This window comes from Streptomyces sp. NPDC052773 (genome assembly GCF_044547145.1).
In the GTDB taxonomy this organism is placed as follows: Bacteria; Actinomycetota; Actinomycetes; order Streptomycetales; family Streptomycetaceae; genus Streptomyces.
This window is the reverse complement of record NZ_JBITZX010000008.1, coordinates 59,992-82,286: the sequence shown is the minus strand read 5'-3', so window position 1 is coordinate 82,286 and position 22,295 is coordinate 59,992. Positions and strand designations below refer to the sequence as shown.

General features: G+C 72.5%; 17 protein-coding genes. 8 read left to right on the top strand and 9 right to left on the bottom strand.

The window, feature by feature from the left end:
• The first annotated feature begins 134 nt into the window (after nucleotides 1-134).
• Nucleotides 135-728: an RNA-binding S4 domain-containing protein gene (locus tag ACIG0D_RS19305; protein WP_399802732.1), complete on the top strand. Its 594-nt coding sequence runs from the start codon at nucleotides 135-137 to the stop codon at nucleotides 726-728.
• An 8-nt stretch (nucleotides 729-736) separates the two neighbouring features.
• On the opposite strand, the gene ACIG0D_RS19300 is transcribed toward ACIG0D_RS19305, so the two are convergent.
• Together ACIG0D_RS19300 and ACIG0D_RS19295 are read right to left on the bottom strand one after the other, a co-directional pair.
• Entirely contained in the window at nucleotides 737-1,201 is a 465-nt protein-coding gene (locus ACIG0D_RS19300) for a DoxX family protein (RefSeq protein ID WP_399802137.1), read from the bottom strand.
• Between the two features lie 163 nt (nucleotides 1,202-1,364).
• Nucleotides 1,365-2,048: a class I SAM-dependent methyltransferase gene (locus ACIG0D_RS19295; protein ID WP_399802135.1), complete on the bottom strand. Its 684-nt coding sequence runs from the start codon at nucleotides 2,046-2,048 to the stop codon at nucleotides 1,365-1,367.
• 171 nt (nucleotides 2,049-2,219) lie between these two features.
• Here ACIG0D_RS19295 and ACIG0D_RS19290 point away from each other — a divergent pair, with 171 nt between their 5' ends.
• Nucleotides 2,220-2,489: a DUF6343 family protein gene (locus ACIG0D_RS19290; RefSeq protein WP_399802133.1), complete on the top strand. Its 270-nt coding sequence runs from the start codon at nucleotides 2,220-2,222 to the stop codon at nucleotides 2,487-2,489.
• A gap of 11 nt (nucleotides 2,490-2,500) precedes the next feature.
• On the opposite strand, the gene ACIG0D_RS19285 is transcribed toward ACIG0D_RS19290, so the two are convergent.
• The 4 genes from ACIG0D_RS19285 to rpsA form a co-directional block, all read right to left on the bottom strand.
• Nucleotides 2,501-2,878, bottom strand: a complete 378-nt coding sequence (locus ACIG0D_RS19285; protein WP_399802131.1) for a tetratricopeptide repeat protein — start codon at nucleotides 2,876-2,878, stop codon at nucleotides 2,501-2,503.
• A gap of 88 nt (nucleotides 2,879-2,966) precedes the next feature.
• Complete coding sequence (coaE, locus tag ACIG0D_RS19280) at nucleotides 2,967-3,587, bottom strand: dephospho-CoA kinase (RefSeq protein ID WP_399802129.1); 621 nt, start codon at nucleotides 3,585-3,587, stop codon at nucleotides 2,967-2,969.
• A gap of 169 nt (nucleotides 3,588-3,756) precedes the next feature.
• On the bottom strand, nucleotides 3,757-4,695 hold the full coding sequence (locus ACIG0D_RS19275; protein ID WP_365765485.1) for a PAC2 family protein: 939 nt from the start codon (nucleotides 4,693-4,695) through the stop codon (nucleotides 3,757-3,759).
• Nucleotides 4,696-4,918: 223 nt separating this feature from the next.
• Nucleotides 4,919-6,409, bottom strand: coding sequence for a 30S ribosomal protein S1 (gene rpsA, locus ACIG0D_RS19270; protein WP_165997502.1), 1,491 nt, complete (start codon nucleotides 6,407-6,409; stop codon nucleotides 4,919-4,921).
• 321 nt (nucleotides 6,410-6,730) lie between these two features.
• Here rpsA and ACIG0D_RS19265 point away from each other — a divergent pair, with 321 nt between their 5' ends.
• Nucleotides 6,731-7,639 (top strand): class I SAM-dependent methyltransferase, encoded by a 909-nt coding sequence (locus tag ACIG0D_RS19265; protein ID WP_399802125.1) that lies wholly within the window; start codon nucleotides 6,731-6,733, stop codon nucleotides 7,637-7,639.
• Nucleotides 7,640-7,766: 127 nt separating this feature from the next.
• Nucleotides 7,767-10,334, top strand: a complete 2,568-nt coding sequence (gene hrpB / locus ACIG0D_RS19260; protein ID WP_399802123.1) for an ATP-dependent helicase HrpB — start codon at nucleotides 7,767-7,769, stop codon at nucleotides 10,332-10,334.
• 151 nt (nucleotides 10,335-10,485) lie between these two features.
• On the opposite strand, the gene ACIG0D_RS19255 is transcribed toward hrpB, so the two are convergent.
• Nucleotides 10,486-12,249, bottom strand: coding sequence for a lytic transglycosylase domain-containing protein (locus ACIG0D_RS19255; RefSeq protein ID WP_399802121.1), 1,764 nt, complete (start codon nucleotides 12,247-12,249; stop codon nucleotides 10,486-10,488).
• Nucleotides 12,250-12,509: 260 nt separating this feature from the next.
• On the opposite strand from ACIG0D_RS19255, the gene ACIG0D_RS19250 reads away from it, so the two are divergent.
• The gene (locus ACIG0D_RS19250) at nucleotides 12,510-13,400 is read left to right on the top strand and encodes a DUF4184 family protein (protein WP_399802118.1); all 891 of its coding nucleotides are present in this window, start codon (nucleotides 12,510-12,512) and stop codon (nucleotides 13,398-13,400) included.
• Here ACIG0D_RS19250 and ACIG0D_RS19245 read toward each other — a convergent pair.
• Nucleotides 13,297-13,704, bottom strand: coding sequence for a hypothetical protein (locus ACIG0D_RS19245; RefSeq protein ID WP_399802116.1), 408 nt, complete (start codon nucleotides 13,702-13,704; stop codon nucleotides 13,297-13,299). The genes ACIG0D_RS19250 and ACIG0D_RS19245 overlap by 104 nt on opposite strands.
• 386 nt (nucleotides 13,705-14,090) lie before the next feature.
• Nucleotides 14,091-16,817 (bottom strand): DNA polymerase I, encoded by a 2,727-nt coding sequence (polA, locus tag ACIG0D_RS19240; protein ID WP_399802113.1) that lies wholly within the window; start codon nucleotides 16,815-16,817, stop codon nucleotides 14,091-14,093.
• A 675-nt stretch (nucleotides 16,818-17,492) separates the two neighbouring features.
• Here polA and ACIG0D_RS19235 point away from each other — a divergent pair.
• The 3 genes from ACIG0D_RS19235 (at nucleotide 17,493) to ACIG0D_RS19225 (ending at nucleotide 22,239) form a co-directional block, all read left to right on the top strand.
• Complete coding sequence (locus ACIG0D_RS19235) at nucleotides 17,493-19,772, top strand: FdhF/YdeP family oxidoreductase (RefSeq protein ID WP_399802111.1); 2,280 nt, start codon at nucleotides 17,493-17,495, stop codon at nucleotides 19,770-19,772.
• Nucleotides 19,773-19,819: 47 nt separating this feature from the next.
• Nucleotides 19,820-20,308 carry a hotdog fold thioesterase gene (locus ACIG0D_RS19230; protein ID WP_399802110.1) on the top strand — a complete coding sequence of 163 codons (489 nt, stop codon included), beginning with the start codon at nucleotides 19,820-19,822 and terminating at the stop codon, nucleotides 20,306-20,308.
• A 698-nt stretch (nucleotides 20,309-21,006) separates the two neighbouring features.
• Nucleotides 21,007-22,239, top strand: coding sequence for a branched-chain amino acid ABC transporter substrate-binding protein (locus ACIG0D_RS19225; protein ID WP_399802107.1), 1,233 nt, complete (start codon nucleotides 21,007-21,009; stop codon nucleotides 22,237-22,239).
• Nucleotides 22,240-22,295: the final 56 nt, after the last annotated feature.

Below are 22,295 nucleotides of genomic sequence, written 5' to 3'. Positions count from 1 at the left end.
AACGGTACGGGCGACGGCGTTAAGGTCGGGGCATGGCTTCCGAGCGTACGGACAGGAACAGGAGCGACGGCCGTCAGGAGATCCGCCGGCTGAGCGCCGACGACGACACCGGGGCGGCCGAGGGCCCCGCCCCCGTGAGCGTCCAGGCCTCCCAGGCGTCCGAGGACGCCGAGGCCTCCGAGGACGCCGTCGGCTCCGAGGACGCCGTCGGCTCCGAAGAGGCCACCGGGTCCCACGGCTCCGCAGAGCCCAAGAACTCCGAGAACGCCCCGGACCCCAAGGTCGCCGCCGCGATCGCCGCGGCCGAGGCAGCGGCTCCCCCCAACGGCGAGAACGTGCGCGTCGACAGCTGGATCTGGTCGGTACGGCTGGTCAAGACCCGCTCCCTCGGCGCCGCCGCCTGCAAGGGCGGGCATGTCCGGGTGAACGGCGAGCGGGTCAAGCCGGCCCACTCCGTACGGATCGGTGACGAGGTACGCCTGCGGCAGGAGGGGCGCGAGCGGATCGTCGTCGTCAAGCGCCTGATCCGCAAGCGGGTCGGTGCCCCGGTCGCCGCCCAGTGCTACATCGACAACAGCCCGCCGCCACCGCCCCGCGAGGCCGTGGCACCGGCCGGCATCCGCGACCGCGGCGCCGGCCGGCCGACCAAGCGCGACCGCCGCGAGCTGGAACGCCTCCGCGGCCTCGGTGGACTCGGAGGCCTCGGAGGCCGCCCCGGAGGGCGATGACCGCACGGTCACGCCGAGTGCCGCACCGGCCGCAGCATCCGCACCAGCTCCGCGGTGTGCCCTCGTCGCACCCAGGCGACGAGGGCGAGCGGTGACAGCAGGATCAGCGGTGTCGCCGCGTGCTCCCCGTCGAAGACGGTGAGCTGGACGACGAACGCGCCCACCATCAGTCCGCTCAGCGCCAGCGCCGCCACCGACTGCAGGACGGGGATCAACAGGGCGACCGCTCCGGCGAGTTCCAGCGCGCCGATGGTGTACATCCCCGCGTCGCCCCAGCCCATCCGCTCGAACGGCTCGACGGCCGAGGAGTGCGCGACCAGCTTGGGCAGCGCGCTCGCGATGCCGAAGAAGAGGGCCAGCAGCACCTGTACGGCGCGTAGGGCGATACGGGCCCAGCGACCACCGCGCGTGGTCTCGACGGGGGCGGTGCCGGTGGCGGTGGCGGCTGCGTGGGAAGCGGTGGTCTGGGACATGGGGATCTCCTGCGGGAAGCGGTCCGTGCCGTTGTCGGAGAGGTAGACCCGTGCCCACCGTGAAACTCATCGCCGTAGGGCCCGCACTTCGCCGTGGACCTGCGCCCGCCGCAGTACGCCCCCTGTACGGCCGCGGTCAGGCCCCCGTCCGCCCACCGCGCCCCTACCCGCCCATCGGCACCGCCCTCACCCATATCCGGTCCTCCGTCAGGTATCTGTCCACCCTGAGGCCCGCCTCGCACAGTGCCTCCTCGAACTGTTCCTTCGTCAGCGGCCGTGCCCGGAACGTCTGGGTCCAGGTCGCGTCCGGGAACTCGTACTCCGCGCGCACCGAGCGCACCCCCTCCCCGACCGGTTCCGAGGACACGATCCGCACGGTGAAGCCGCTGGGATCGACCCGCTCGCGCGGCAGGTCGGTGTGGAAGTCCTCGCCCTCCCGCTGGATCAGCGCACAACCGTCCTCCGCCACGTGCCGCACGCACGCCCGCAGCAGGCCGCGCCGCACCTCGGCGTCCCCGGTGTGCACGAGGAAGGAGGCGAGCAGCACCGCGTCGAAGGTCTCCCCCAGGTCGAGGTCCTCGATCGGGCTGAGGACCGTACGCGCCCCGCGGACGTGCTCCAGCATCTCGGGGGACTCGTCCACCGCCGTCACCCGGAAACCGCGCTCCAGCAGCGGGTGCGTCATGCGTCCCACCCCGCAGCCCAGCTCCAGAAGGTGTGCCCCCGCCGGCACCGCGGAGGCGATAATGTCCGGCTCCGGCCCGATCGGAAGCCGTGTGTAGAGCTGCACGGCGCAGCCGTCCGGGGTGATCGGCCCCGGCCCCGTCCCCTGATGTCCCGCTCGCATCCTCAGCTCCATGACAGGCCAACGGCCCGGCCCCGCACGCCCGTTCCCACTTCCCCCGACGCCACCCGTTCGAGTGACGCCGGGCCGTCGAAGTCCCTGGTCGGGGCCGTCGGCGGCGCCCTGGAGCGGAGTGGCGGGCAGGAGTAGGTTGCAAGGAGGGTGGTGGTCCGGATGCGTACGGGCAGTGAGCCGGTGACCGCGCGCAGTGCGCTGCGGGCGCGGTTCTGGCTGAGCCTGTGGGGGCTGGTCTGGGCCGTCTTCGGCACGGCCGCGTTCGCCCTGGTGGGGCGGGTCGGCTGGGCGATCGCCTGCGGGGTGCTGTGGCTGGTGGCCACGATCGACATGATCGTGATCCTGCGCCACATCCGTCAGGGCCCGCACTACCAGCCCGGCCGCGACGTGCCTCCGTACCGGCCACCGGAGAGCCATGGGCGCCGGTAGCGCCCCAGGCCCTACTCGAAACGAGCCGCCTTCAGATACCGCGGGTTCGGGTCCAGCGCCGCCGCCAGCCGAAAGTGGCGCTTGGCCTGGTCGGGGCGGCCCTGGCGCTCATAGGTGCGGGCCAGCGCGAAGTGCGCGAACGCGTTGTCCGGCTCGCGCTCCAGCACGATGGTGAACTCCAGCTCCGCCGGTCGCAGTTGCGCGGCGGCGAAGAAGGCGCGGGCGCGCAGCAGCCGCGCGGCGGTGTTCTCGGGGTGTGCGGCGATGACTCCGTCGAGCAGCTTCACCGCGCCGCGCGGGTCGCGCGCGGCGAGCAACTGCTCGGCGGCACGGAAGTCGATGACGTGCGTCTCCGGGGTAGGTCCGGTCGAACCGCTGATCTCGGGCACGGCAAATTCCTTCCCTTGCTGCACCCGTTCAACGCCGTGGCGCGGCGCCGCTATTCCCCACGGCACCACCACCCGCGCCGCTGTGCCGCTACTCCCCCGCCGGTTCCTTCGGCGCGCGGGCCCGGCGGACCAGATCCGCCCACACGTCCTTCACCCGCCGCTCCAGTTCCTCCAGCGGTACGTCGTTGTCGATCACGATGTCCGCGATCTCCCGGCGCTTCTCGCGGGTCGCCTGCGCGGCCATCCGCGCGCGGGCGTCCTCCTCGGTCATGCCGCGCAGCCGGACGAGCCGGTCGAGCTGGGTCTCCGGGGCGGTGTCGACGACGATCACCACGTCGTACAGCGGCGCCAGGCCGTTCTCGGTGAGCAGCGGTACGTCGTGCACGACGACGGCGTCCTCCGCCGCCGCGGCCTCCAGCTCCCGGGAGCGGGCGCCGACCAGGGGGTGCACGATCGAGTTCAGGACGGCCAGCCTCTCGGGGTCCGCGAAGACGATCGAGCCGAGCTTGGGCCGGTCCAGGCTGCCGTCCGGGGCCAGCACCTCCTCGCCGAAGGCCTCCACGACCGCGGCGAGTCCGGGAGTCCCGGGCGCCACGACCTCGCGCGCGATGCGGTCGGCGTCGATCAGCACGGCGCCGCACTCCACCAGCAGCCGCGACACCTCGCTCTTGCCGGCCCCGATCCCGCCGGTCAGCCCCACAGTCAGCATGAGCGGAAGCTTAGGCCCTGCCGGTGACAACGGGCGGGGGCGGGGGTGGGCGCGGAAGGGCTCCACCGGCTCAACCGGCTCCGCCGCACCCGCGCGGGGCGCCGACGACCATCCATCCCGCCCCGACCACCCGGCCAGCCCAGCCCGCCCACCCCACCCACAGGGCGCCTCAGCCATCCCCCTCCCGCTCCGCCAGGAACCGCTCGAACTCCCGCCCGATCTCGTCCGCCGAAGGAATCTCCACGGGCTCGGCGAGCATGTTCCCGCGCGTCTCCGCACCGGCGACCGCGTCGTACTGGTGCTCGAGGCCCTGGACGAGGGCGGTCAGCTCCTCGTCGCCCTCCCGGATCTGCCGCTCGATCTCGGTCTGCGTGCGGTACGCGTCCGTGCGCAGGGAGTGCGCGATGGCCGGCAGGACCAGGCCGGTGGCGGCGGTGATGGCCTCCAGGACGGTCAGCGCGGCGTCGGGGTAGGGCGAGCGGGCGATGTAGTGCGGGACGTGCGCGGCGACGCCCAGGACGTCGTGCCCGGCCTCCATGAGGCGGTACTCGACCAGCGACTCGGCGCTGCCGGGCACCTGCGCCTCCTCGAAGGGGCTGCGGTGACCGGGGACCAGGTCGGTCCGGTTGCCGTGCGGCGTGAGACCCACCGGGCGGGTGTGCGGGACGCCCATGGGGATGCCGTGGAAGTTCACGGCGAGGCGTACGCCCAGACGTTCCACGATCTGCTCGACGGCCGCGGCGAAGCGCTCCCACTCCACGTCCGGCTCCGGGCCCGACAGCAGCAGGAAGGGCGCCCCGGTGGCGTCCTGGACGATCCGGACGGCGAGCGTGGGCTCGTCGTAGCCGGTCCAGCGGTCGCGCCGGAAGGTGAGCAGCGGACGGCGGGCACGGTAGTCCACGAGCCGGTCGTGGTCGAAGCGGGCGACGATCTGGTGCGGCAGCGAGTCGAGGAGCCGGTCGACGATCTGGTCGCCGGTCTCACCCGCGTCGATGTATCCGTCGAAGTGGTAGAGCATGACAAGACCGGCCGATTCCTGGGCGAGCGCCATGTCGACGACGGCCAGGCCCTTCGGCTCCCACGTGTACAAACCCTGCGGATCTAGCACAGTGACCGCTCCTCCTCGTGTTCGTACGGAACAACGCGGTGTGGGAGATGGTCATTCCCGTGCGTCCGAGTCGGGTGGCAACTGCCTGGTAATTGCCCCGCGCGGTGGCCTCGTTGAGCGACCGGGGTGGCTGCGCGGAACCGGGGGTGTCCGGACGCGCCGAGGGCCCGCACCCCGGGTGGGGTACGGGCCCTCGGTTCAAGAGCTACAGCTCAGCGTGCGCTCAGCTCTGGCCGCCGGCCAGCTTCTCGCGCAGCGCGGCCAGCGCCTCGTCCGACGCCAGGGCGCCGGAGTTGTCGCCGCCCTCGGAGGAGTACGAACCGCCGGTCGCGGCCGGAGCGGCGGCCTCGCCACCCTCGGCAGCGGCCTGGGCGTCCGCCTCGCGGGACTTGATGACCTGCTGCTGGTGCTGCTCGAAGCGGGCCTGCGCCTCGGCGTACTGGCGCTCCCACTCCTCGCGCTGCTTCTCGTAGCCGGGCAGCCAGTCGTTGGTCTCCGGGTCGAAGCCCTCGGGGTAGATGTAGTTGCCCTGGTCGTCGTAGGACGCGGCCATGCCGTACAGGGTCGGGTCGAACTCGACCGCCGTCGGGTCGGCACCGAAGGACTCGTTGGCCTGCTTCAGGGACAGCGAGATCCGGCGACGCTCGAGGTCGATGTCGATGACCTTGACGAAGATCTCGTCGTTGACCTGGACGACCTGCTCCGGGATCTCCACGTGGCGCTCGGCCAGCTCGGAGATGTGGACCAGACCCTCGATGCCCTCGTCCACGCGGACGAACGCACCGAACGGAACCAGCTTCGTGACCTTGCCGGGCACGACCTGGCCGATCTGGTGGGTGCGGGCGAACTGCTGCCACGGGTCTTCCTGGGTCGCCTTCAGCGACAGGGAGACGCGCTCGCGGTCCATGTCGACGTCGAGGACCTCGACGGTGACCTCCTGGCCCACCTCGACGACCTCGGACGGGTGGTCGATGTGCTTCCAGGACAGCTCGGAGACGTGAACCAGACCGTCGACGCCACCCAGGTCCACGAAGGCACCGAAGTTGACGATCGAGGAGACGACGCCGGACCGCACCTGGCCCTTCTGGAGGGTGGTGAGGAAGGTCTGGCGGACCTCGGACTGGGTCTGCTCCAGCCAGGCACGGCGGGACAGGACCACGTTGTTGCGGTTCTTGTCCAGCTCGATGATCTTGGCCTCGAGCTCCTTGCCCACGTAGGGCTGGAGGTCGCGGACGCGGCGCATCTCGACCAGGGAGGCCGGGAGGAAGCCACGGAGGCCGATGTCGAGGATGAGACCACCCTTGACGACCTCGATGACGGTACCGGTGACGATCCCGTCCTCTTCCTTGATCTTCTCGATGGTGCCCCAGGCACGCTCGTACTGGGCGCGCTTCTTCGAGAGGATCAGGCGGCCTTCCTTGTCCTCCTTCTGGAGGACCAGGGCCTCGATCTCGTCACCGACGGCGACGACCTCGTTGGGGTCGACGTCGTGCTTGATCGAGAGCTCGCGGCTCGGGATCACGCCTTCGGTCTTGTAACCGATGTCGAGCAGGACCTCGTCCCGGTCGACCTTCACGATGACGCCGTCGACGATGTCGCCGTCGTTGAAGTACTTGATCGTCTCGTCGATCGCTGCGAGGAAGGCTTCCTCGTTACCGATGTCGTTGACCGCTACCTGCGGGGTGGTGGCGGTGGTCTCGGTGCTGCTCGTCATGTGGGAAAGGGCTCCGGTACGGACATTGAAGTCGTAGGTACTGCTACGCCGGGAGCCCGTTTCGCTCTGCAGAAGCCGGACAGCCAAGGAAGCGCCTCACCAGCCAAAACCGGTGTTGGCGCCTCGACAACCGAGGGGACATACAACAGATGCGAGCGCAGCCTGCTACGTCTGAGGTGCGCAGGCCCGCAGCGCAACTTGTAGCATACGGGGGCAGCCGGGCAGGGTCAATGCGCGAAGACGCACACCCGGGGCGGATCGCCGCAATCCCGGCAGAAAACCTGTCCCTTGAGGCCACGCGGGCGTCGGCGTGCCCCTTTCGTGACACCGCCGGGACGGGCTGGACCGAAGAGTACGACGAGGGAGCCGATCATCCAAGAGCCCGAATCCGCCGAGCCCGCCACCTACGCGGGCGACGCCACCGAGGCCGGCGAGGCCGGCGAACCGGAGGCCACCCGGCGTGACACCGGAGTCACCGAGAGCGCCCGGGCCAACCGGCACTGGTGGGACCGCAACGCGGACGAGTACCAGATCGAGCACGGCACGTTCCTCGGCGACGACCGGTTCGTGTGGGGTCCCGAGGGCCTGGACGAGGTGGAGGCCGAGCTGCTCGGCCAGCCGGAGGAGCTGAAGGGCAGGGACGTCCTGGAGATCGGCGCCGGCGCGGCGCAGTGCGCGCGCTGGCTGGCCGCCCAGGGGGCGCGCCCGGTCGCCCTGGACCTCTCCCACCGCCAGCTCCAGCACGCCCTGCGCATCGGCGGCTCCTTCCCGCTGGTGTGCGCGGACGCGAGCGCCCTGCCCTTCGCGGACGCCTCCTTCGACCTGGCGTGCTCGGCCTATGGGGCGCTGCCGTTCGTGGCGGACCCGCGGCTGGTGCTGCGGGAGGTGCGCCGGGTGCTGCGGCCGGGCGGCCGGTTCGTCTTCTCGGTGACCCATCCGATCCGCTGGGCCTTCCCGGACGAGCCGGGCCCCGAGGGCCTGACGGTCTCCGGGTCGTACTTCGACCGCACCCCGTACGTCGAGCAGGACGAGCAGGGCCGCGCGGTGTACGTCGAGCACCACCGGACGCTCGGCGACCGGGTCCGGGACATCGTGGCGTCCGGCTTCCGGCTGGTGGACCTGGTGGAGCCGGAGTGGCCCGCGTGGAACACCTCCGAGTGGGGCGGCTGGTCGCCGCTGCGCGGGAACCTGATCCCAGGGACGGCGATCTTCGTCTGCGAGCGGGACTGAGCCACGCGCCCGCAGCCGGATCCGGGGCAGCGGGTGACAGCGGCGGGGGTCACACGTGCGGCGGGTGACACCAGTAAGGATCACGCGCGCGTGAGGGCCGTTTTCCCGGTCGTACGACACTGGGGGCGTGATCCGTTACGACGCTCTGGACGCCCTGCCCGTGCGCGGTGCCCTGCCCGCGCTGCGCGACGCCCTGGAGGGGCCCGGCGCCGCCGTGCTGGTGGCGCCGCCCGGTACCGGCAAGACCACGCTGGTGCCGCTCGCCCTCGCGGGGCTGCTGGGGGACGGGCCCGGGCGGCGGGTGCTGGTCGCGGAGCCCCGGCGGATCGCCGCGCGGGCGGCGGCCCGGCGCATGGCGTGGCTGCTCGGTGAGCGGGTCGGCGAGAGCGTCGGCTACACGGTGCGCGGGGAGCGGGTCGTGGGGCGGCACGCGCGCGTGGAGGTCGTCACGACCGGTGTGCTGCTCCAGCGGCTGCAACGCGACCAGGAGCTGAGCGGGGTCGACGTGGTGCTGCTCGACGAGTGCCACGAGCGGCATCTGGACGCGGACACCGCGGCTGCCTTCCTGTGGGACGTGCGCGAGGCGCTGCGGCCGGAGCTGCGGCTGGTGGCCGCGTCGGCGACCACGGACGCCGAGGGGTGGGCGCGGCTGCTGGGCGGGGCGCCGGTGGTCGAGGCGCGGGGCGTCTCCCATCCGGTGGAGACCGTCTGGGCGCCGCCTCCCCGGCCCGTACGGCCGCCGCACGGGATGCGGGTGGATCCGGCGCTGCTGGCGCATGTGGCGTCGGTGGTGCGCCGGGCGCTGGCCGAGCGGACGGGGGACGTGCTGTGCTTCCTGCCCGGCGTCGGGGAGATCGCGCGGGTCGCCGGGCAGCTGGGGGATCTCGGGGACGTGGAGGTGCTCCAGGTGCACGGGCGGGCGCCGGCGGCGGTGCAGGACGCGGTGCTGGCGCCGGGCGCGGGCCGCCGGGTGGTGCTGGCGACGGCGGTGGCGGAGTCCTCGCTGACGGTCCCGGGAGTGCGGGTGGTCGTCGACTCGGGACTGGCGCGGGAGCCGCGCGTGGACCACGCGCGCGGGCTGAGCGCGCTGACGACGGTACGGGCCTCGCAGGCGGCGGGGCGGCAGCGGGCCGGGCGCGCCGGGCGTGAGGCGCCGGGCACGGTGTACCGCTGCTGGGCGGAGGCGGAGGAGGCGCGTCTGCCGCGGTTCCCGGCTCCCGAGATCCAGGTGGCCGACCTGACCGCGTTCGCCCTCCAGGCGGCCTGCTGGGGCGATCCGGAGGCGAGCGGGCTGGCGCTGCTGGACCCGCCGCCGGGCGGCGCGATGGCGGCGGCGCGGCGCGTGCTGTCGGCGATCGGCGCGGTGGACGAGGCCGGGCGGGCCACCGCGCGGGGCGTCCGGTTGTCCCGTCTGGGTCTGCATCCCCGGCTGGGGCGGGCCCTGCTGGACGCCGCCCCGCTCGTGGGCGCGGGGCGGGCCGCCGAGGTCGTGGCCCTGCTGAGCGAGGAGCCGCCGCGCGAGTACGGGGACGACCTCGCGGGGGCCCTGCGGGCCGCCCGGCGCGGCGGTGACGCCTACGCGGGCCGGTGGCGCGCGGAGGTGCGCCGGCTGCGGGCCCTCGCCGAGGAGGCCGGGGAAGGCATCGACCGGGCGAGCGCCGTGGACGGCGGGAACGGTCGGGCGAGCCTCGCTGCGGCGCCCGGTGATCGGACGGGCGAGGGCGAGGACCGGCTCGCCGGTCTTGTCGCCGCGTTCGCCTACCCGGAGCGGGTGGCCCGCGCGGACGGCGGGTCGTATCTGATGGTGTCGGGGACGCGCGCCGAGCTGGGTGAGGGCACGGCGTTGCGGGGCGCGCCGTGGATCGCCGTCGCGGTGGCGGACCGGCCCGTCGGCCGGGGGCACGCGCGCGTGCGGCTCGCGGCGGTCGTCGACGAGGACATCGCGCGGCGCGCGGCGGGGGCGCTGCTGGCCGAGGGCGACGAGATCCGGTGGGCCGACGGGGACGTCGTCGCCCGGCGCGTGGAGCGGCTGGGCGCGGTGGAGCTGGCCGTACGGCCGCCGACGGAGCCCGCCCCCGGTCTCGTACGGGAGGCGCTGCTCGACGGGTTGCGGCGGGAGGGGTTCGGACTGCTGCGGTGGTCCCGGGAGGCCGAGGTGCTGCGGCAGCGGCTGGCGTTTCTGCGGCTGCACCTGGGCGAGCCCTGGCCGGACGTGTCCGACGACGCGCTCCACGCGCGCGTGGACGAGTGGCTGGAGCCGGAGCTGGGCCGGGCCCGGCGGCGGGCGGATCTGGCGCGGATCGACGCCGGGGCGTGTCTGGCCCGGCTGCTGCCCTGGGCGTCGGGCGAGGCGGCGCGGCTGGACGAGCTGGCCCCGGAGCGGATCACGGTGCCGAGCGGGTCGGCCGTACGGGTCGACTACGCGGATCCGGAGCGGCCGGTGCTGGCGGTGAAGTTGCAGGAGATGTTCGGGCTCCAGGAGTCGCCGCGCGTGGCCGGGGTGCCGCTGCTGGTGCACCTGCTCTCCCCCGCAGGCCGCCCGGCCGCGGTCACCGCCGACCTCGCCTCCTTCTGGAAGGACGGCTACCGGGGTGTCCGCGCGGAGCTGCGCGGCCGGTACCCGAAGCATCCGTGGCCCGAGGACCCGGCCACGGCGGAGCCGACCCGGCACACCAACGCGCGGCTGAGGCGATGACTCCGCGGCGTTGGAGCTGACGCACCGTCAGGTACGGGCGAAAGGAGAGCGGAAGGCGTGCGCACGCGGCGAGGGCGCCCGGCCCGCCGTGGCGGAGGGGCGCCCTCGTTCCGGGCTCGGTGCGGTTCGTTCCGGGCTCGGTGCGGTGCGCTTACGCGCCGGCCGGGGCGGACTCGCTGGTCGACGGGCTCGGCGACGGCTCCGGCGCCGTCACCGTCAGCTCCACGGTCAGCGCCGCGCCGCCCGTGGTGGTGAGGCGCAGCAGGAACGTGCCGGCCGTGTCGTCCGCGTACAGCTTCGGCAGCGTCAGCAGGCCGTCGGCGCCGGTCTTCAGGCCCGTGAGGGTGCGTACGGCCTTGCCGTCCGCGTCCTTGAAGTAGGGGCCCTTGTCGTTGACCGCCGGGTCGTCCGCCGACTTGATCAGCGTCGCGGTGGCCGCGACACCGTCCGCGGCGGCGCCCTTGTACGTCGCCTTGACCTGGACCTGCTCGGCGAACTCGCCGCCCGCCACGCAGGTCAGAGCGGTGTCGGAGGTGCGGACGAGCTTGTCGGCGGCCCGCGCGGTGACCGTGGCGGTGTAGCCGAGGCCGGGGATCGAGCGGCCCACGACGGTGGCGCGGACGGTGAACGAGCCGGTCTTCTCGCCCGCCTGGAGCGGCGGTGCGACGGCCACGCCGGCGTCGCTCGTCACCATCGTGGCGACGGTCTCGCCGCCGGGGAAGGTGGCGTCCGTGGTGCCGACGATGGTGAAGCGGACCCGTACCTTGCCGACGCCCTCGCCGGACTTGGTCTCCGCGCGGGTGCTGATCCGCTCGTCGAACACGTCGCCCGCCATGGCGGTGAGCTTCCCGGTGCCCGCGTCCTCCAGGTGGTGCACCGTGTCGGTCGGGGTCGGCCGGGTGGTGGGCGGCGGAGTGGTGGGCGGGGTGGTCGGCGGAGTCGTCGGCGGAGTCGTCGGCGGCTTGGTCGGGGTCTGCGAACCGCCGCCCGAGGGGGGCGTGCTGGGCTTCGGCTTGTGCGTGGCGGGCGGCTTCCCGGTCGCGGGCGGCGTCGGCGACGGGCCCGCCCCGGCGGAGTCGTCGCTGCGGTCCGAGGGCAGCTGGCCGGTGCCGTCCGGGACCTCGTGGGTGCCCTTGCGGTAGTACTCGAGCCACGACAGGACCGTGTTGAGGTACTCCGTCGAGTTGTTGTAGCTGAGGATCGCGCTGCGCAGATCGCTGTCGGTGGACAGGTCCCAGCCGAAGCGGCACAGGTAGTGTCCGGCCGCGAGCGCGGCGTCGTAGATGTTGTTGGGGTCCTTCTTGCCGTCGCCGTTGCCGTCGCGGCCGGCCCACGCCCAGGTGGACGGGATGAACTGCATGGGGCCGACGGCACGGTCGTACGCGGCGTCCCCGTCGTAGGCGCCGTCGTCCGTGTCGCTGATGTTGGCGAAGCCGACGCCGTTGAGCTGCGGGCCGAGGATCCGGCCGATGGTGGTGCCGTCGGCGGACACCCGGCCGCCGCGGGCCTGGCCGGACTCCACCTTGCCGATGGCGGCGAGGAGTTGCCACGGCAGGTTGCAGCCGGGCTTCTTCTCGCGCAGCGTGGCCTCGGCCTTCTTGTAGGCGTCGAGGACGGTCGCGGGTATGCCCGCCGCGGCCTCGCCGGTGACGCCGGGGGTGGCGGTGGCGCCGCTGGAGGGCGAGGGATTGGGGCTGTTCAGCGGCGGCAGGTCCGTGTAGTAGGGCGAGTTGCCGGTCGCGCTGTCCTCGGCGGGAGCGTCGGGGGAGGGCGCGCCGGAGGAGGGGGTCTGTCTGCCGGCGCCGTCGGTCGTCACATCCGGAGCCTGGGACGCCGCCAGGGCCGCGACCGCTGCCGCGGCCACGGCGGTGTTCGCCGCCCCCTTGCGCAGCCTCCTGCCGAAATGCGCCGCCATGAAAGTGAACCCCTCCCAGCGGACGTCTCAGCGCCCGCGTCTGCCCGTTCTGTTGGCGTTGTTCTGTTTTTGTGGTTTTGTCGACCGGTCCGACGCGCTCCCCGCACGTCAACCCTGGTGACCCTACGACAACTTCTCGCGCTCGGGCACCCGTTGGTGCCCGGTTTTCCCTACTTGGCACGCGCCGGCCACCCATACGGTTCCCCCGCTCGCCGGAAGCCATCGCATACTGGGCGTCAGATTCGTTCCGGGGGGCCAGCTTGCCGTTCACTCTCAGCCACGCGGCAGCGGTCCTGCCCGCCGTACGCACCGACGGAACCGGGCGGTGGCGGCTGGCGCCTGCCGTGCTGGTCGCCGGATCGTTCGCGCCGGACATGACCTACTACGCGGCGAGCGCCCTGCCGGAGGCCATGGAGTTCGGTGACGTCACCCACTCCTTCCCCGGGGTGTTCACGGTCGACGTGGCGGTGGCGTGGGCTCTGGTGGGGCTGTGGCTGCTGGTCCGGGAACCGCTGGTGGCGCTGGTGCCGCGGGCACGGCAGGGGCGCCTGGCCGCGCTGCTGCGGTGCGGGGCGCCCCGCGCGCGCGTGACGGCCGGTCTGGCCCTGCGCTGGTACGCCTCCGCGGCGCTCGGGGCGCTGACCCATGTGGTCTGGGACGCGTTCACCCACCTGGACCGGTGGGGCATGCGGGTATTCCCGGTGCTCGGGCGGGAGATCGCGGGCTCGCCGCTGTACTGGTACCTCCAGTACGGCGGTTCCGCCGTGGCCGCGGCCGTGATCGCCGTGTTCGTCGGGCTGGCGCTGCGGCGGGCTCCTGCCGGGGAGCCGTCGGGGCCGCCATCGGGGGTGCCGTCGCTGTCGTCGCGGGACCGGTGGTGGGCCGTGGCCCTGATCGGCGGCTGCGCCGTGGTCGCGGCGGTGCGGCGGGCGGTGCGGTGGTGGGAGTACCGGGGCGCCGTGGCCAAGCCCTACGAGCTGATCCCGACGGTGTGCTTCGGCGGCGGGGCCGGGCTGGTGCTGGGCGTGCTGCTGTACGCGGTGGCGGTCAGGGTGTGGCGCCCGGCTTCGGTACCCGGCGGTCACGACGGTTCCCTCGCGGGGGGCGGGGACCGCGCGGGGCGGTCGCGGAGCCGTTCGGCGGCTCGCTGAGGGCGGGGACCGTCGCGGTGAACACGGTGACGGTGTACGACGGCCGCGGGCGCGGCATCAGGGTGAGGAAGAGGGCCAGGTAGCCGCGGGCCAGGTCGGCCCAGGGGCGCCAGGTGTCGATGGTCTCGCGCAGGCGTACGGCGGTCGGCGCGCGCCGGGCGATCCGGCGCCGGAGGTCCACGGCGGCGTGGCGCAGGGCCGTCGCCGGGCCGGCGAGGTCACGGGCGGTGCTTGCGCTTGCCGAGAAGGCCGGGACCGCTCGGAGCAGGGGGGCTCCGCGGTGGTTGAGCATGCGTATACCCATGGCGGCATCTTGACGGGAGGGGGGTGGGGGGTGCGTTTTCGCGGGGGCCACGTGGGTGAAGGGCCCTCCGGGGGTTGGGGGCGTCGCGTCTGGGCGGTTGGGGTTGTTCGGGCGGTGCGGGTGGGTGGGGGCTGGTCGCGCAGTTCCCCGCGCCCCTGGGGTGGGGGGTGGCGCCGTCGTCGGTCGGGTGCGGGTGTGTGGGGGTTGGTCGCGCAGTTCCCCGCGCCCCTCGGGTGGGGGGGTGGGGCCGTCGTAGGTCGGGTGCGGGTTTGTGGGGGTTGAGCGCGCAGTTCCCCGCGCCCCTTTTGGGCGCGTGTTCGCGCGCGGCTCGATGCCGGGCCGGTTTCTGGTCGGCCCGGCATCCATGTGGGGCTTTCCGCCGGAGGCTAGTGGGCCGCCGACTCCCAGTCGGGGCCTACGCCTACTGAGACGTCCAGGGGGGCGCGGAGCTGGACCGCGCCGGCCATTTCTCGGCGGACGAGCTCTTCCACTCGCTCGCGCTCGCCGGGGGCGATCTCCAGGACGATTTCGTCGTGGACCTGGAGGAGCATGCGGGAGGTGAGGCCGGCCTCGGTCAGGGCGCGGTCGACGTTCAGCATGGCCATCTTGACGATGTCCGCCGCGGTGCCCTGGATGGGCGCGTTGAGCGCCATGCGCTCGGCCATCTCACGGCGCTGGCGGTTGTCGCTGTTCAGGTCGGGGAGGTAGCGGCGGCGGCCGAACAGGGTTTCCGTGTAGCCGGTCGCGCGGGCCTCGTCGACCACCCGGCGCAGGTAGTCCCGGACCCCGCCGAAGCGCTCGAAGTAGGTGTCCATCAGGGCGCGCGCCTCGGCCGCCTCGATGTTGAGCTGCTGGGAGAGGCCGAACGCCGACAGACCGTACGCCAGGCCGTAGGACATCGCCTTGATCTTGCGGCGCATCTCCGCGTCGACCGCGGACCGGTCGACCGAGAAGACCTGCGAGGCGACTGTGGTGTGCAGGTCCTCGCCGGAGGTGAACGCCTCAATCAGACCCTCGTCCTCGGAGAGGTGGGCCATCACGCGCAGCTCGATCTGGCTGTAGTCGGCGGTCATCAGGGACTCGAAGCCCTCGCCGACCACGAAGCCGCGCCGGATCGCCCGGCCCTCGTCGGTGCGGACCGGGATGTTCTGGAGGTTGGGGTCGGTGGAGGAGAGCCGGCCGGTCGCGGCGACGGTCTGGTTGAACGTGGTGTGGATGCGGCCGTCCGTCGCGATCGTCTTGATCAGGCCCTCGACCGTCACACGGAGTTTGGCCTGCTCGCGGTGGCGGAGCATGATCACCGGCAGTTCGTTGTCGGTCTGGCCGGCGAGCCAGGCCAGGGCGTCGGCGTCGGTGGTGTAGCCGGTCTTCGTCTTCTTGGTCTTCGGCAGGCCCAGCTCGCCGAAGAGCACCTCCTGGAGCTGCTTGGGCGAGCCCAGGTTGAACTCGTGCCCGGCCGCCGCGTGGGCCTCCTTCACGGCCTGCTGCACCGCACCGGCGAACATCTGTTCCATGGCTTCCAGGTGGGCGCGGTCCGCCGCGATGCCGTGCCGCTCCATGCGGGCCAGCAGCGCGGAGGTCGGCAGCTCCATGTCCCGCAGCAAATCCGCCGCGCCGACCTCCTGGAGCCGGCCCTCGAAGGCCTCGCCCAGGTCGAGGACGGCACGGGCCTGGATCATCAGCGCCTCGGCCTCGGCGCCGTCGTCCGCGCCGAAGGCGAGCTGGCCGTCGGCCGCGGCGGCGGGGGCCAGCTCCCGGTGCAGATACTCCAGGGACAGCGCGTCCAGGTCGAAGGAGCGGCGGCCCGGCTTGACCAGGTAGGCGGCGAGCGCGGTGTCCATGGTGACCCCGGCGATCGTCCAGCCGTGCTCGGCGAAGACCCGCATCGCGCCCTTGGCGTTGTGCAGCACCTTGGGCCGGTCCGCGTCGGCCAGCCAGGCGGCGAACGCCTTCTCGTCGGCCTCGTCGAGCTGGGACGGGTCGAACCAGGCGGCCGGTCCGGCAGCGGTGGCGAGGGCGATCTCGGCCACCGAGCCGGTGCCCAGCGCCCAGGTGTCGACGGTGGCCATGCCGAGCGGTCCGGTGCCGTGCTCGGCGAGCCAGCCGGCCAGCTCGCCGGTGGCGAGGACCTTGCCGTCCAGTTCCACCCCGTCCGCGACGACCGGGGTGGACTCGGCCTCCTGGGCGCCGGGGTCGACGGCGAGCAGGCGCTCGCGCAGCGACGGGTTGCGGATCTCCAGGGTGTCGAGGACCATCGCGACCGCCTTGCGGTCGTACGGCTCGCGCTTCAGGTCGGCGACCGCCTTGTCCAGCTCCACCTGCCGCTCCAGCTCGGTGAGGCGGCGGTTGAGCTTGACGGCCTCCAGGTGGTCGCGCAGGTTCTGCCCGGCCTTGCCCTTGACCTCGTCGACGCGCTCCACCAGCTCGGCGAAGGAGCCGAACTGGTTGATCCACTTCGCGGCGGTCTTCTCGCCGACGCCGGGGATGCCGGGGAGGTTGTCGGACGGGTCGCCGCGCAGCGCGGCGAAGTCCGGGTACTGCGCGGGCGTCAACCCGTACTTCTCGAAGACCTTCTCCGGGGTGAAGCGGGTCAGCTCGGAGACGCCCTTCGTCGGGTACAGCACCGTGGTGTGGTCGCTGACCAGCTGGAAGGAGTCGCGGTCGCCGGTGACGATCAGCACCTCGAAGCCCTCGGCCTCGGCCTGGGTGGCGAGGGTGGCGATCACGTCGTCCGCCTCGTACCCCTCCACCGCGAAGCGGGAGACGTGCATCGCGTCGAGCAGCTCGCCGATCAGCTCCACCTGGCCCTTGAACTCGTCCGGGGTCTTGGAGCGGTTCGCCTTGTACTCGGTGAACTCCTCCGAGCGCCAGGTCTTGCGGGAGACGTCGAACGCCACCGCGAAGTGGGTGGGCTCCTCGTCACGCAGCGTGTTGGCCAGCATCGACGCGAAGCCGTAGATCGCGTTCGTCGGCTGGCCCGTCGCGGTCGTGAAGTTCTCCGCGGGGAGCGCGAAGAACGCGCGGTAGGCCAGGGAGTGCCCGTCCATGAGCATCAGCCGGGGACGGCTCCCGCCGGAGGGGTTGTCGGTCTTCTTCGATGCTGTCTCTGCCACGCCCCCGATCCTGCCACGCCCCACTGACAGTCGGCCCCACGCCGGGGGTGGGGCCCTGCCGGGCCGCCGAGGGCGCGGCCTTGCCGGGGTGCCCGGGGAAGGCGCGGCCTTGCCGGGGTGCCCGGGGAGGACGAGGCCTTGCCGGGGTGCCCGGGGAGGACGAGGCGCGGCCTGGGCGCCGGGACGGGGACGCGCGGGACCCGGTCACTGGACGCGCGGGAACCGGATACCGGCCGCGCGAGGGCGGGACACCTGGCCGCGCGGGACACGGCGCGGGCCCTTGCGCACGGCGGGGCCCCCGCGCACGGTGTGGACCCTGCGCACGGCGGCCCCTGCGCACGGCGTGCGCGCGCCTTGGCGGGGCGCCGCGTGGGCGCCCGGCCGGCGCGGACCCGCCCGGGGCCGGGCACGTTCCCGCCCTGAGCCCGGCCCCTACCCGCGCGGGCGCCCAGCACCTGCCCGCGCGGCGCCCGCCCCGACCCCGGGGCGTTCCGCGAGCCACCTCACATACGGGCGCCCACTCACCCCCGCCCCCGAACCCACCGCGCCCTTCCCCCGCCCCCGAACCCACCGCACCCTCTCCTCCCGGCCCCCTTCCCAGGGGCTGATCGCTGTCAGTGGTCCGTGCGAGGATCGGAGACGTACCTCACAGGTGTACGCGAAGGAGAGTGCGCGATGGCGACGAGGCCGCCGAAGGCCGACCCGGTTCAGGACGCGCCGCAGGTCGCCGAGCCGCAGCACGCGGCGGCCGGGCTGCCGGCCATCGGGCACACCCTGCGCGTCGCCCAGCGGCAGATGGGCCTGAAGCGGACCGCGCTGACGCTGCTCAGCGTGAACCAGAAGGACGGCTTCGACTGCCCGGGCTGTGCCTGGCCCGAGCCGGACCACCGGCACAAGGCGGAGTTCTGCGAGAACGGCGCGAAGGCGGTCGCGGAGGAGGCGACGCTGCGCCGGGTCACGCCGGAGTTCTTCGCCGCGCACCCGGTCGCGGACCTCGCCCGCCGCAGCGGCTACTGGCTCGGCCAGCAGGGCCGTCTCACCCACCCGATGTATCTCCCGGAGGGGGCCGGGCACTACGAGCCGGTCACCTGGGAGCGCGCCTTCGACATCATCGCGGAGGAGATCGCCGCCCTCTCCTCCCCCGACGAGGCCGTCTTCTACACCTCCGGCCGCACCAGCAACGAGGCCGCGTTCCTGTACCAGCTCTTCGCGCGCGAGCTGGGCACGAACAACCTGCCGGACTGCTCGAACATGTGCCACGAGTCCTCCGGCTCGGCGCTGACCGAGACGATCGGCATCGGCAAGGGCAGCGTCCTGCTCGAGGATCTGTACCAGGCGGACCTCATCATCGTCGCGGGCCAGAACCCGGGCACGAACCATCCGCGGATGCTCTCCGCCCTGGAGAAGGCCAAGGCGGGCGGCGCGAAGATCATCAGTGTGAACCCGCTGCCCGAGGCGGGCCTGGAGCGGTTCAAGAACCCGCAGACCCCGCAGGGCATGCTCAAGGGCGCCGCCCTCACCGACCTCTTCCTGCAGATCCGCCTCGGCGGCGACCAGGCCCTCTTCCGCCTGCTGAACAAGCTGATCCTGGAGACCGAGGGTGCCGTGGACGAGGAGTTCGTCCGCGAGCACACGCATGGGTACGAGGAGTTCGCCGAGGCCGCCCGCGCGGCCGACTGGGACGCCACGCTGACGGCCACCGGTCTCACGCGCGAGGAGATCGAGAAGGCCCTGCGCATGGTCCTCGCCTCCGAGCGCACCATCGTCTGCTGGGCCATGGGCCTCACCCAGCACAAGCACGCGGTGCCGACCATCCGCGAGGTGGTCAACTTCCTGCTGCTGCGCGGCAACATCGGCCGCCCGGGCGCGGGCGTGTGCCCGGTGCGCGGCCACTCCAACGTGCAGGGCGACCGCACGATGGGCATCTTCGAGCGGCCCGCGCCGGCCTTCCTGGACGCCCTGGAGAAGGAGTTCGGCTTCGCTCCCCCGCGCGAGCACGGCTACGACGTGGTGCGCGCCATCCGCGCGCTGCGCGACGGGGAGGCGAAGGTCTTCTTCGCGATGGGCGGCAACTTCGTGTCCGCCTCCCCCGACACGGAGGTCACCGAGGCGGCGATGCGGCGGGCCCGGCTCACGGTCCACGTGTCGACGAAGCTGAACCGCAGCCATGTCGTCACGGGCGCGCGGGCCCTGATCCTGCCGACCCTCGGCCGCACCGAGCGCGATGTCCAGGCAGGCGGCGAGCAGTTCGTCACCGTCGAGGACTCGATGGGCATGGTGCACGCCTCGCGCGGCCGACTGGAGCCGGCGAGTCCGCGGCTTTTGTCCGAGCCGGCCATCGTGTGCCGCCTGGCCCGCCGGGTGCTGGGCGACCGCAGCGTGGTGCCGTGGGAGGAGTTCGAGAAGGACTACGCGGCGATCCGGGACCGCATCGCGCGGGTGATCCCCGGGTTCGAGGACTTCAACGCGCGCGTGGCCCGGCCCGGCGGCTTCGCCCTGCCGCACGCGCCGCGCGACGAGCGGCGCTTCCCGACGGCCACCGGCAAGGCAAACTTCACCGCCGCGCCCGTGGAGTATCCCGAACTGCCCGAGGGCCGCCTGCTGTTGCAGACCCTGCGCTCGCACGACCAGTACAACACCACGATCTACGGCCTGGACGACCGCTACCGCGGCATCCGGGGCGGCCGCCGCGTGGTGCTGGTGAACCCGGAGGACGCCGCCGCGCTCGGCGTCGCGGACGGGTCGTACGTGGACCTGGTGAGCGAGTGGAAGGACGGCGCGGAGCGGCGGGCCCCGGGCTTCCGCGTGGTGCACTACCCGACCGCGCGGGGCTGTGCCGCCGCCTACTACCCGGAGACGAACGTCCTGGTGCCGCTGGACGCCACCGCGGACACCAGTGGCACCCCGGCCAGCAAGTCGGTCGTGGTCCGTCTGGAACAATCGGCGACCGACTGAGCGTTTGCTCAGCCAGAGCGACCGACAGACGAACGGAGCCGGGCCCCATGGGCGAGCAGCACACCGTGAAGTTCCCGCAAGAGGTCATCGACGAGTACGCGGCGCTGGGCGTCGACCTGCCCGCCCTGTTCTCGGCGGGGCACCTGGGCACGCGGATGGGCGTGCAGATCCTGGAAGCCTCGGCGGACCGCGTCGTGGGCACCATGCCGGTCGAGGGCAACACCCAGCCGTACGGACTGCTGCACGGCGGCGCCTCGGCGGTGCTGGCCGAGACGCTGGGCTCGGTGGGTTCGATGCTGCACGGCGGCGTCTCGAAGATCGCCGTCGGTGTGGACCTGAACTGCACGCACCACCGCGGGGTGCGCTCGGGCCTGGTCACCGGTGTGGCCACCCCGGTGCACCGGGGCCGGTCGACGGCGACGTACGAGATCGTGATCAGCGACGAGGAGGGCCGGCGGGTGTGCAGCGCCCGGCTGACCTGCATGCTGCGGGACGTGACCCCGAGCGACGAGGAGCGCGCCGGCGCCCTGGGCTGAGCCGGCAGCCCAGCCCTCCCGGGCCGAGCCCCCGGCTCCCCGGAGCCCCCGCTCGCCGGGCTGACCCCCCGCCACCTCCGTCAAGTGCCGCCGCGCGGCGGCCCGTTGTCCCGGCCCGTCGCGCGGCGGCTTTTTCGTGCAGCCACCACGCATTTCCGTAACGGCGATTTCACCCCTCTTTCCGGACGAAGAGCGGAGGAAGCATGGATTCCCCCGCAAGATCGCCATCACCCTGAAAGTGATCGTATCCGCGAAAGTGCCACGGAACCTCCGGCTCCCTTTCCGGAACGTAACTCTTCGTAATACGCGCGCAATACGCACGCGCCTCTTTCCTCCCCGGCGGACAACCCGCCCGGGCACTCCCCCAGGCCCTGCAGGTAGCCTCCAGCAACGATTCCGCGACATTAGCAAAATCCAAGAACACTGCTGATAAGAGTCAGGCGGGGCCTGCGAGTCTCACCATATGGACCGGGCGAATCAGTCAGAATTCCGCGCTTCCACCCGCCTAGTACCGCTCTGCATTACGTCGTGTCATAACAAGAGCGTCACAGCCTTGGTCAGACCCTCCTCCACGTTCCCCACACACGCTTAGAGTCACGGCCAGTCACCGCGCCGACGGATTCGAAGTTCCCTTCGGTCCAGCGCTCGACTCGACGCGCTCCACAGGGAGCCGGCGTGCCAGGGAAAGGACCTGATTCGTGCGTCAACGTTCGCTCATTGCCATCACCGCCGCCCTCGCGGCGGGATCGCTCACCCTCACCGCATGCGGGTCGCGCGACGACAGCAGCAACGGCGGCGACGGCGGCGAGAAGACCACCGTCGTGATCGGCGTCGACGCCCCCCTGACGGGTGACCTCTCCGCCCTCGGCCTGGGCATCAAGAACTCCGCCGACCTGGCCGTGAAGACGGCCAACAAGGAGGAGTACGTCAAGGGTGTCGAGTTCAAGCTCGAGCCGCTGGACGACCAGGCCCAGCCGTCGGTCGGCCAGCAGAACGCCCAGAAGTTCATCAGCAACAAGGATGTCCTTGGCGTCGTCGGCCCGCTGAACTCCAGCGTCTCGCAGCAGATGCAGAAGCCGCTGAACGACGCCGGCCTGGTCCAGGTCTCCCCGGCCAACACCGGCACCGAGCTGACCCAGGGCGACGGCTGGAAGACCGGCAACTCGGTCCGCCAGTTCAAGACGTTCTTCCGCACCGCCACCACGGACGAGATCCAGGGTGCCTTCGCCGCCGAGTACCTGTACAACAAGGCCGGCGTCAAGAAGGTCTACCTGATCGACGACCAGAAGACCTACGGCGCGGGTCTCGCCGCCTCCTTCAAGGCGAACTTCACCAAGCTCGGTGGCAAGATCGTCGGCAGCGACCACATCAACCCCGACGACCGTGACTTCAACGCCGTCGTGGCCAAGATCAAGAAGACCGGTGCCGAGGCCCTGTACTACGGCGGCGAGTACCCGGCCGCCGCTCCGCTGAGCCAGCAGCTCAAGGACAGCGGCCAGAAGATCCCGCTGATGGGCGGCGACGGCATCTACTCCGGTGAGTACCCGAAGCTGAACAAGAAGGCCGAGGGCGACCTCGCCACCTCCGTGGGCAAGCCCGTCGAGCAGCTCGACTCCGCCAAGGAGTTCATCAAGAACTACGAGGCCGAGGGCTACGAGGACGCCTACGAGGCGTACGGCGGTCTGACCTACGACGCCACCTGGTCGATCATCGAGGCCGTGAAGCTGGCGGTCGAGGGCAACGACGGCAAGCTCCCGTCCGACGGCCGCAAGGCGGTCCTGGACGCCATGGCCAAGGTCAAGTTCGACGGCGTCACCGGCACCATCTCCTTCGACGAGTTCGGTGACACCACGAACACCCTGATGACCGCCTACAAGGTCAAGAACAACACCTGGGCGCCGGAGTACAGCGCCTCTCCCAAGGTGGACTGAGCAGGGGACGAGTAGAGAGAGCATCCCCCTCACACATTGATCCAGGCCGCGCGGGT

Bases quoted from the DNA above. Each gene is read 5' to 3' on its own strand.
- ACIG0D_RS19300 (WP_399802137.1), bottom strand. From the start codon at position 1,201: ATGTCCCAGACCACCGCTTCCCACGCAGCCGCCACCGCCACCGGCACC.
- ACIG0D_RS19295 (WP_399802135.1), bottom strand. From the start codon at position 2,048: ATGCGAGCGGGACATCAGGGGACGGGGCCGGGGCCGATCACCCCGGAC.
- ACIG0D_RS19290 (WP_399802133.1), top strand. From the start codon at position 2,220: ATGCGTACGGGCAGTGAGCCGGTGACCGCGCGCAGTGCGCTGCGGGCG.
- coaE (WP_399802129.1), bottom strand. From the start codon at position 3,587: ATGCTGACTGTGGGGCTGACCGGCGGGATCGGGGCCGGCAAGAGCGAG.
- rpsA (WP_165997502.1), bottom strand. From the start codon at position 6,409: ATGACGAGCAGCACCGAGACCACCGCCACCACCCCGCAGGTAGCGGTC.
- ACIG0D_RS19255 (WP_399802121.1), bottom strand. From the start codon at position 12,249: ATGGCGGCGCATTTCGGCAGGAGGCTGCGCAAGGGGGCGGCGAACACC.
- ACIG0D_RS19245 (WP_399802116.1), bottom strand. From the start codon at position 13,704: ATGGGTATACGCATGCTCAACCACCGCGGAGCCCCCCTGCTCCGAGCG.
- ACIG0D_RS19235 (WP_399802111.1), top strand. From the start codon at position 17,493: ATGGCGACGAGGCCGCCGAAGGCCGACCCGGTTCAGGACGCGCCGCAG.
- ACIG0D_RS19230 (WP_399802110.1), top strand. From the start codon at position 19,820: ATGGGCGAGCAGCACACCGTGAAGTTCCCGCAAGAGGTCATCGACGAG.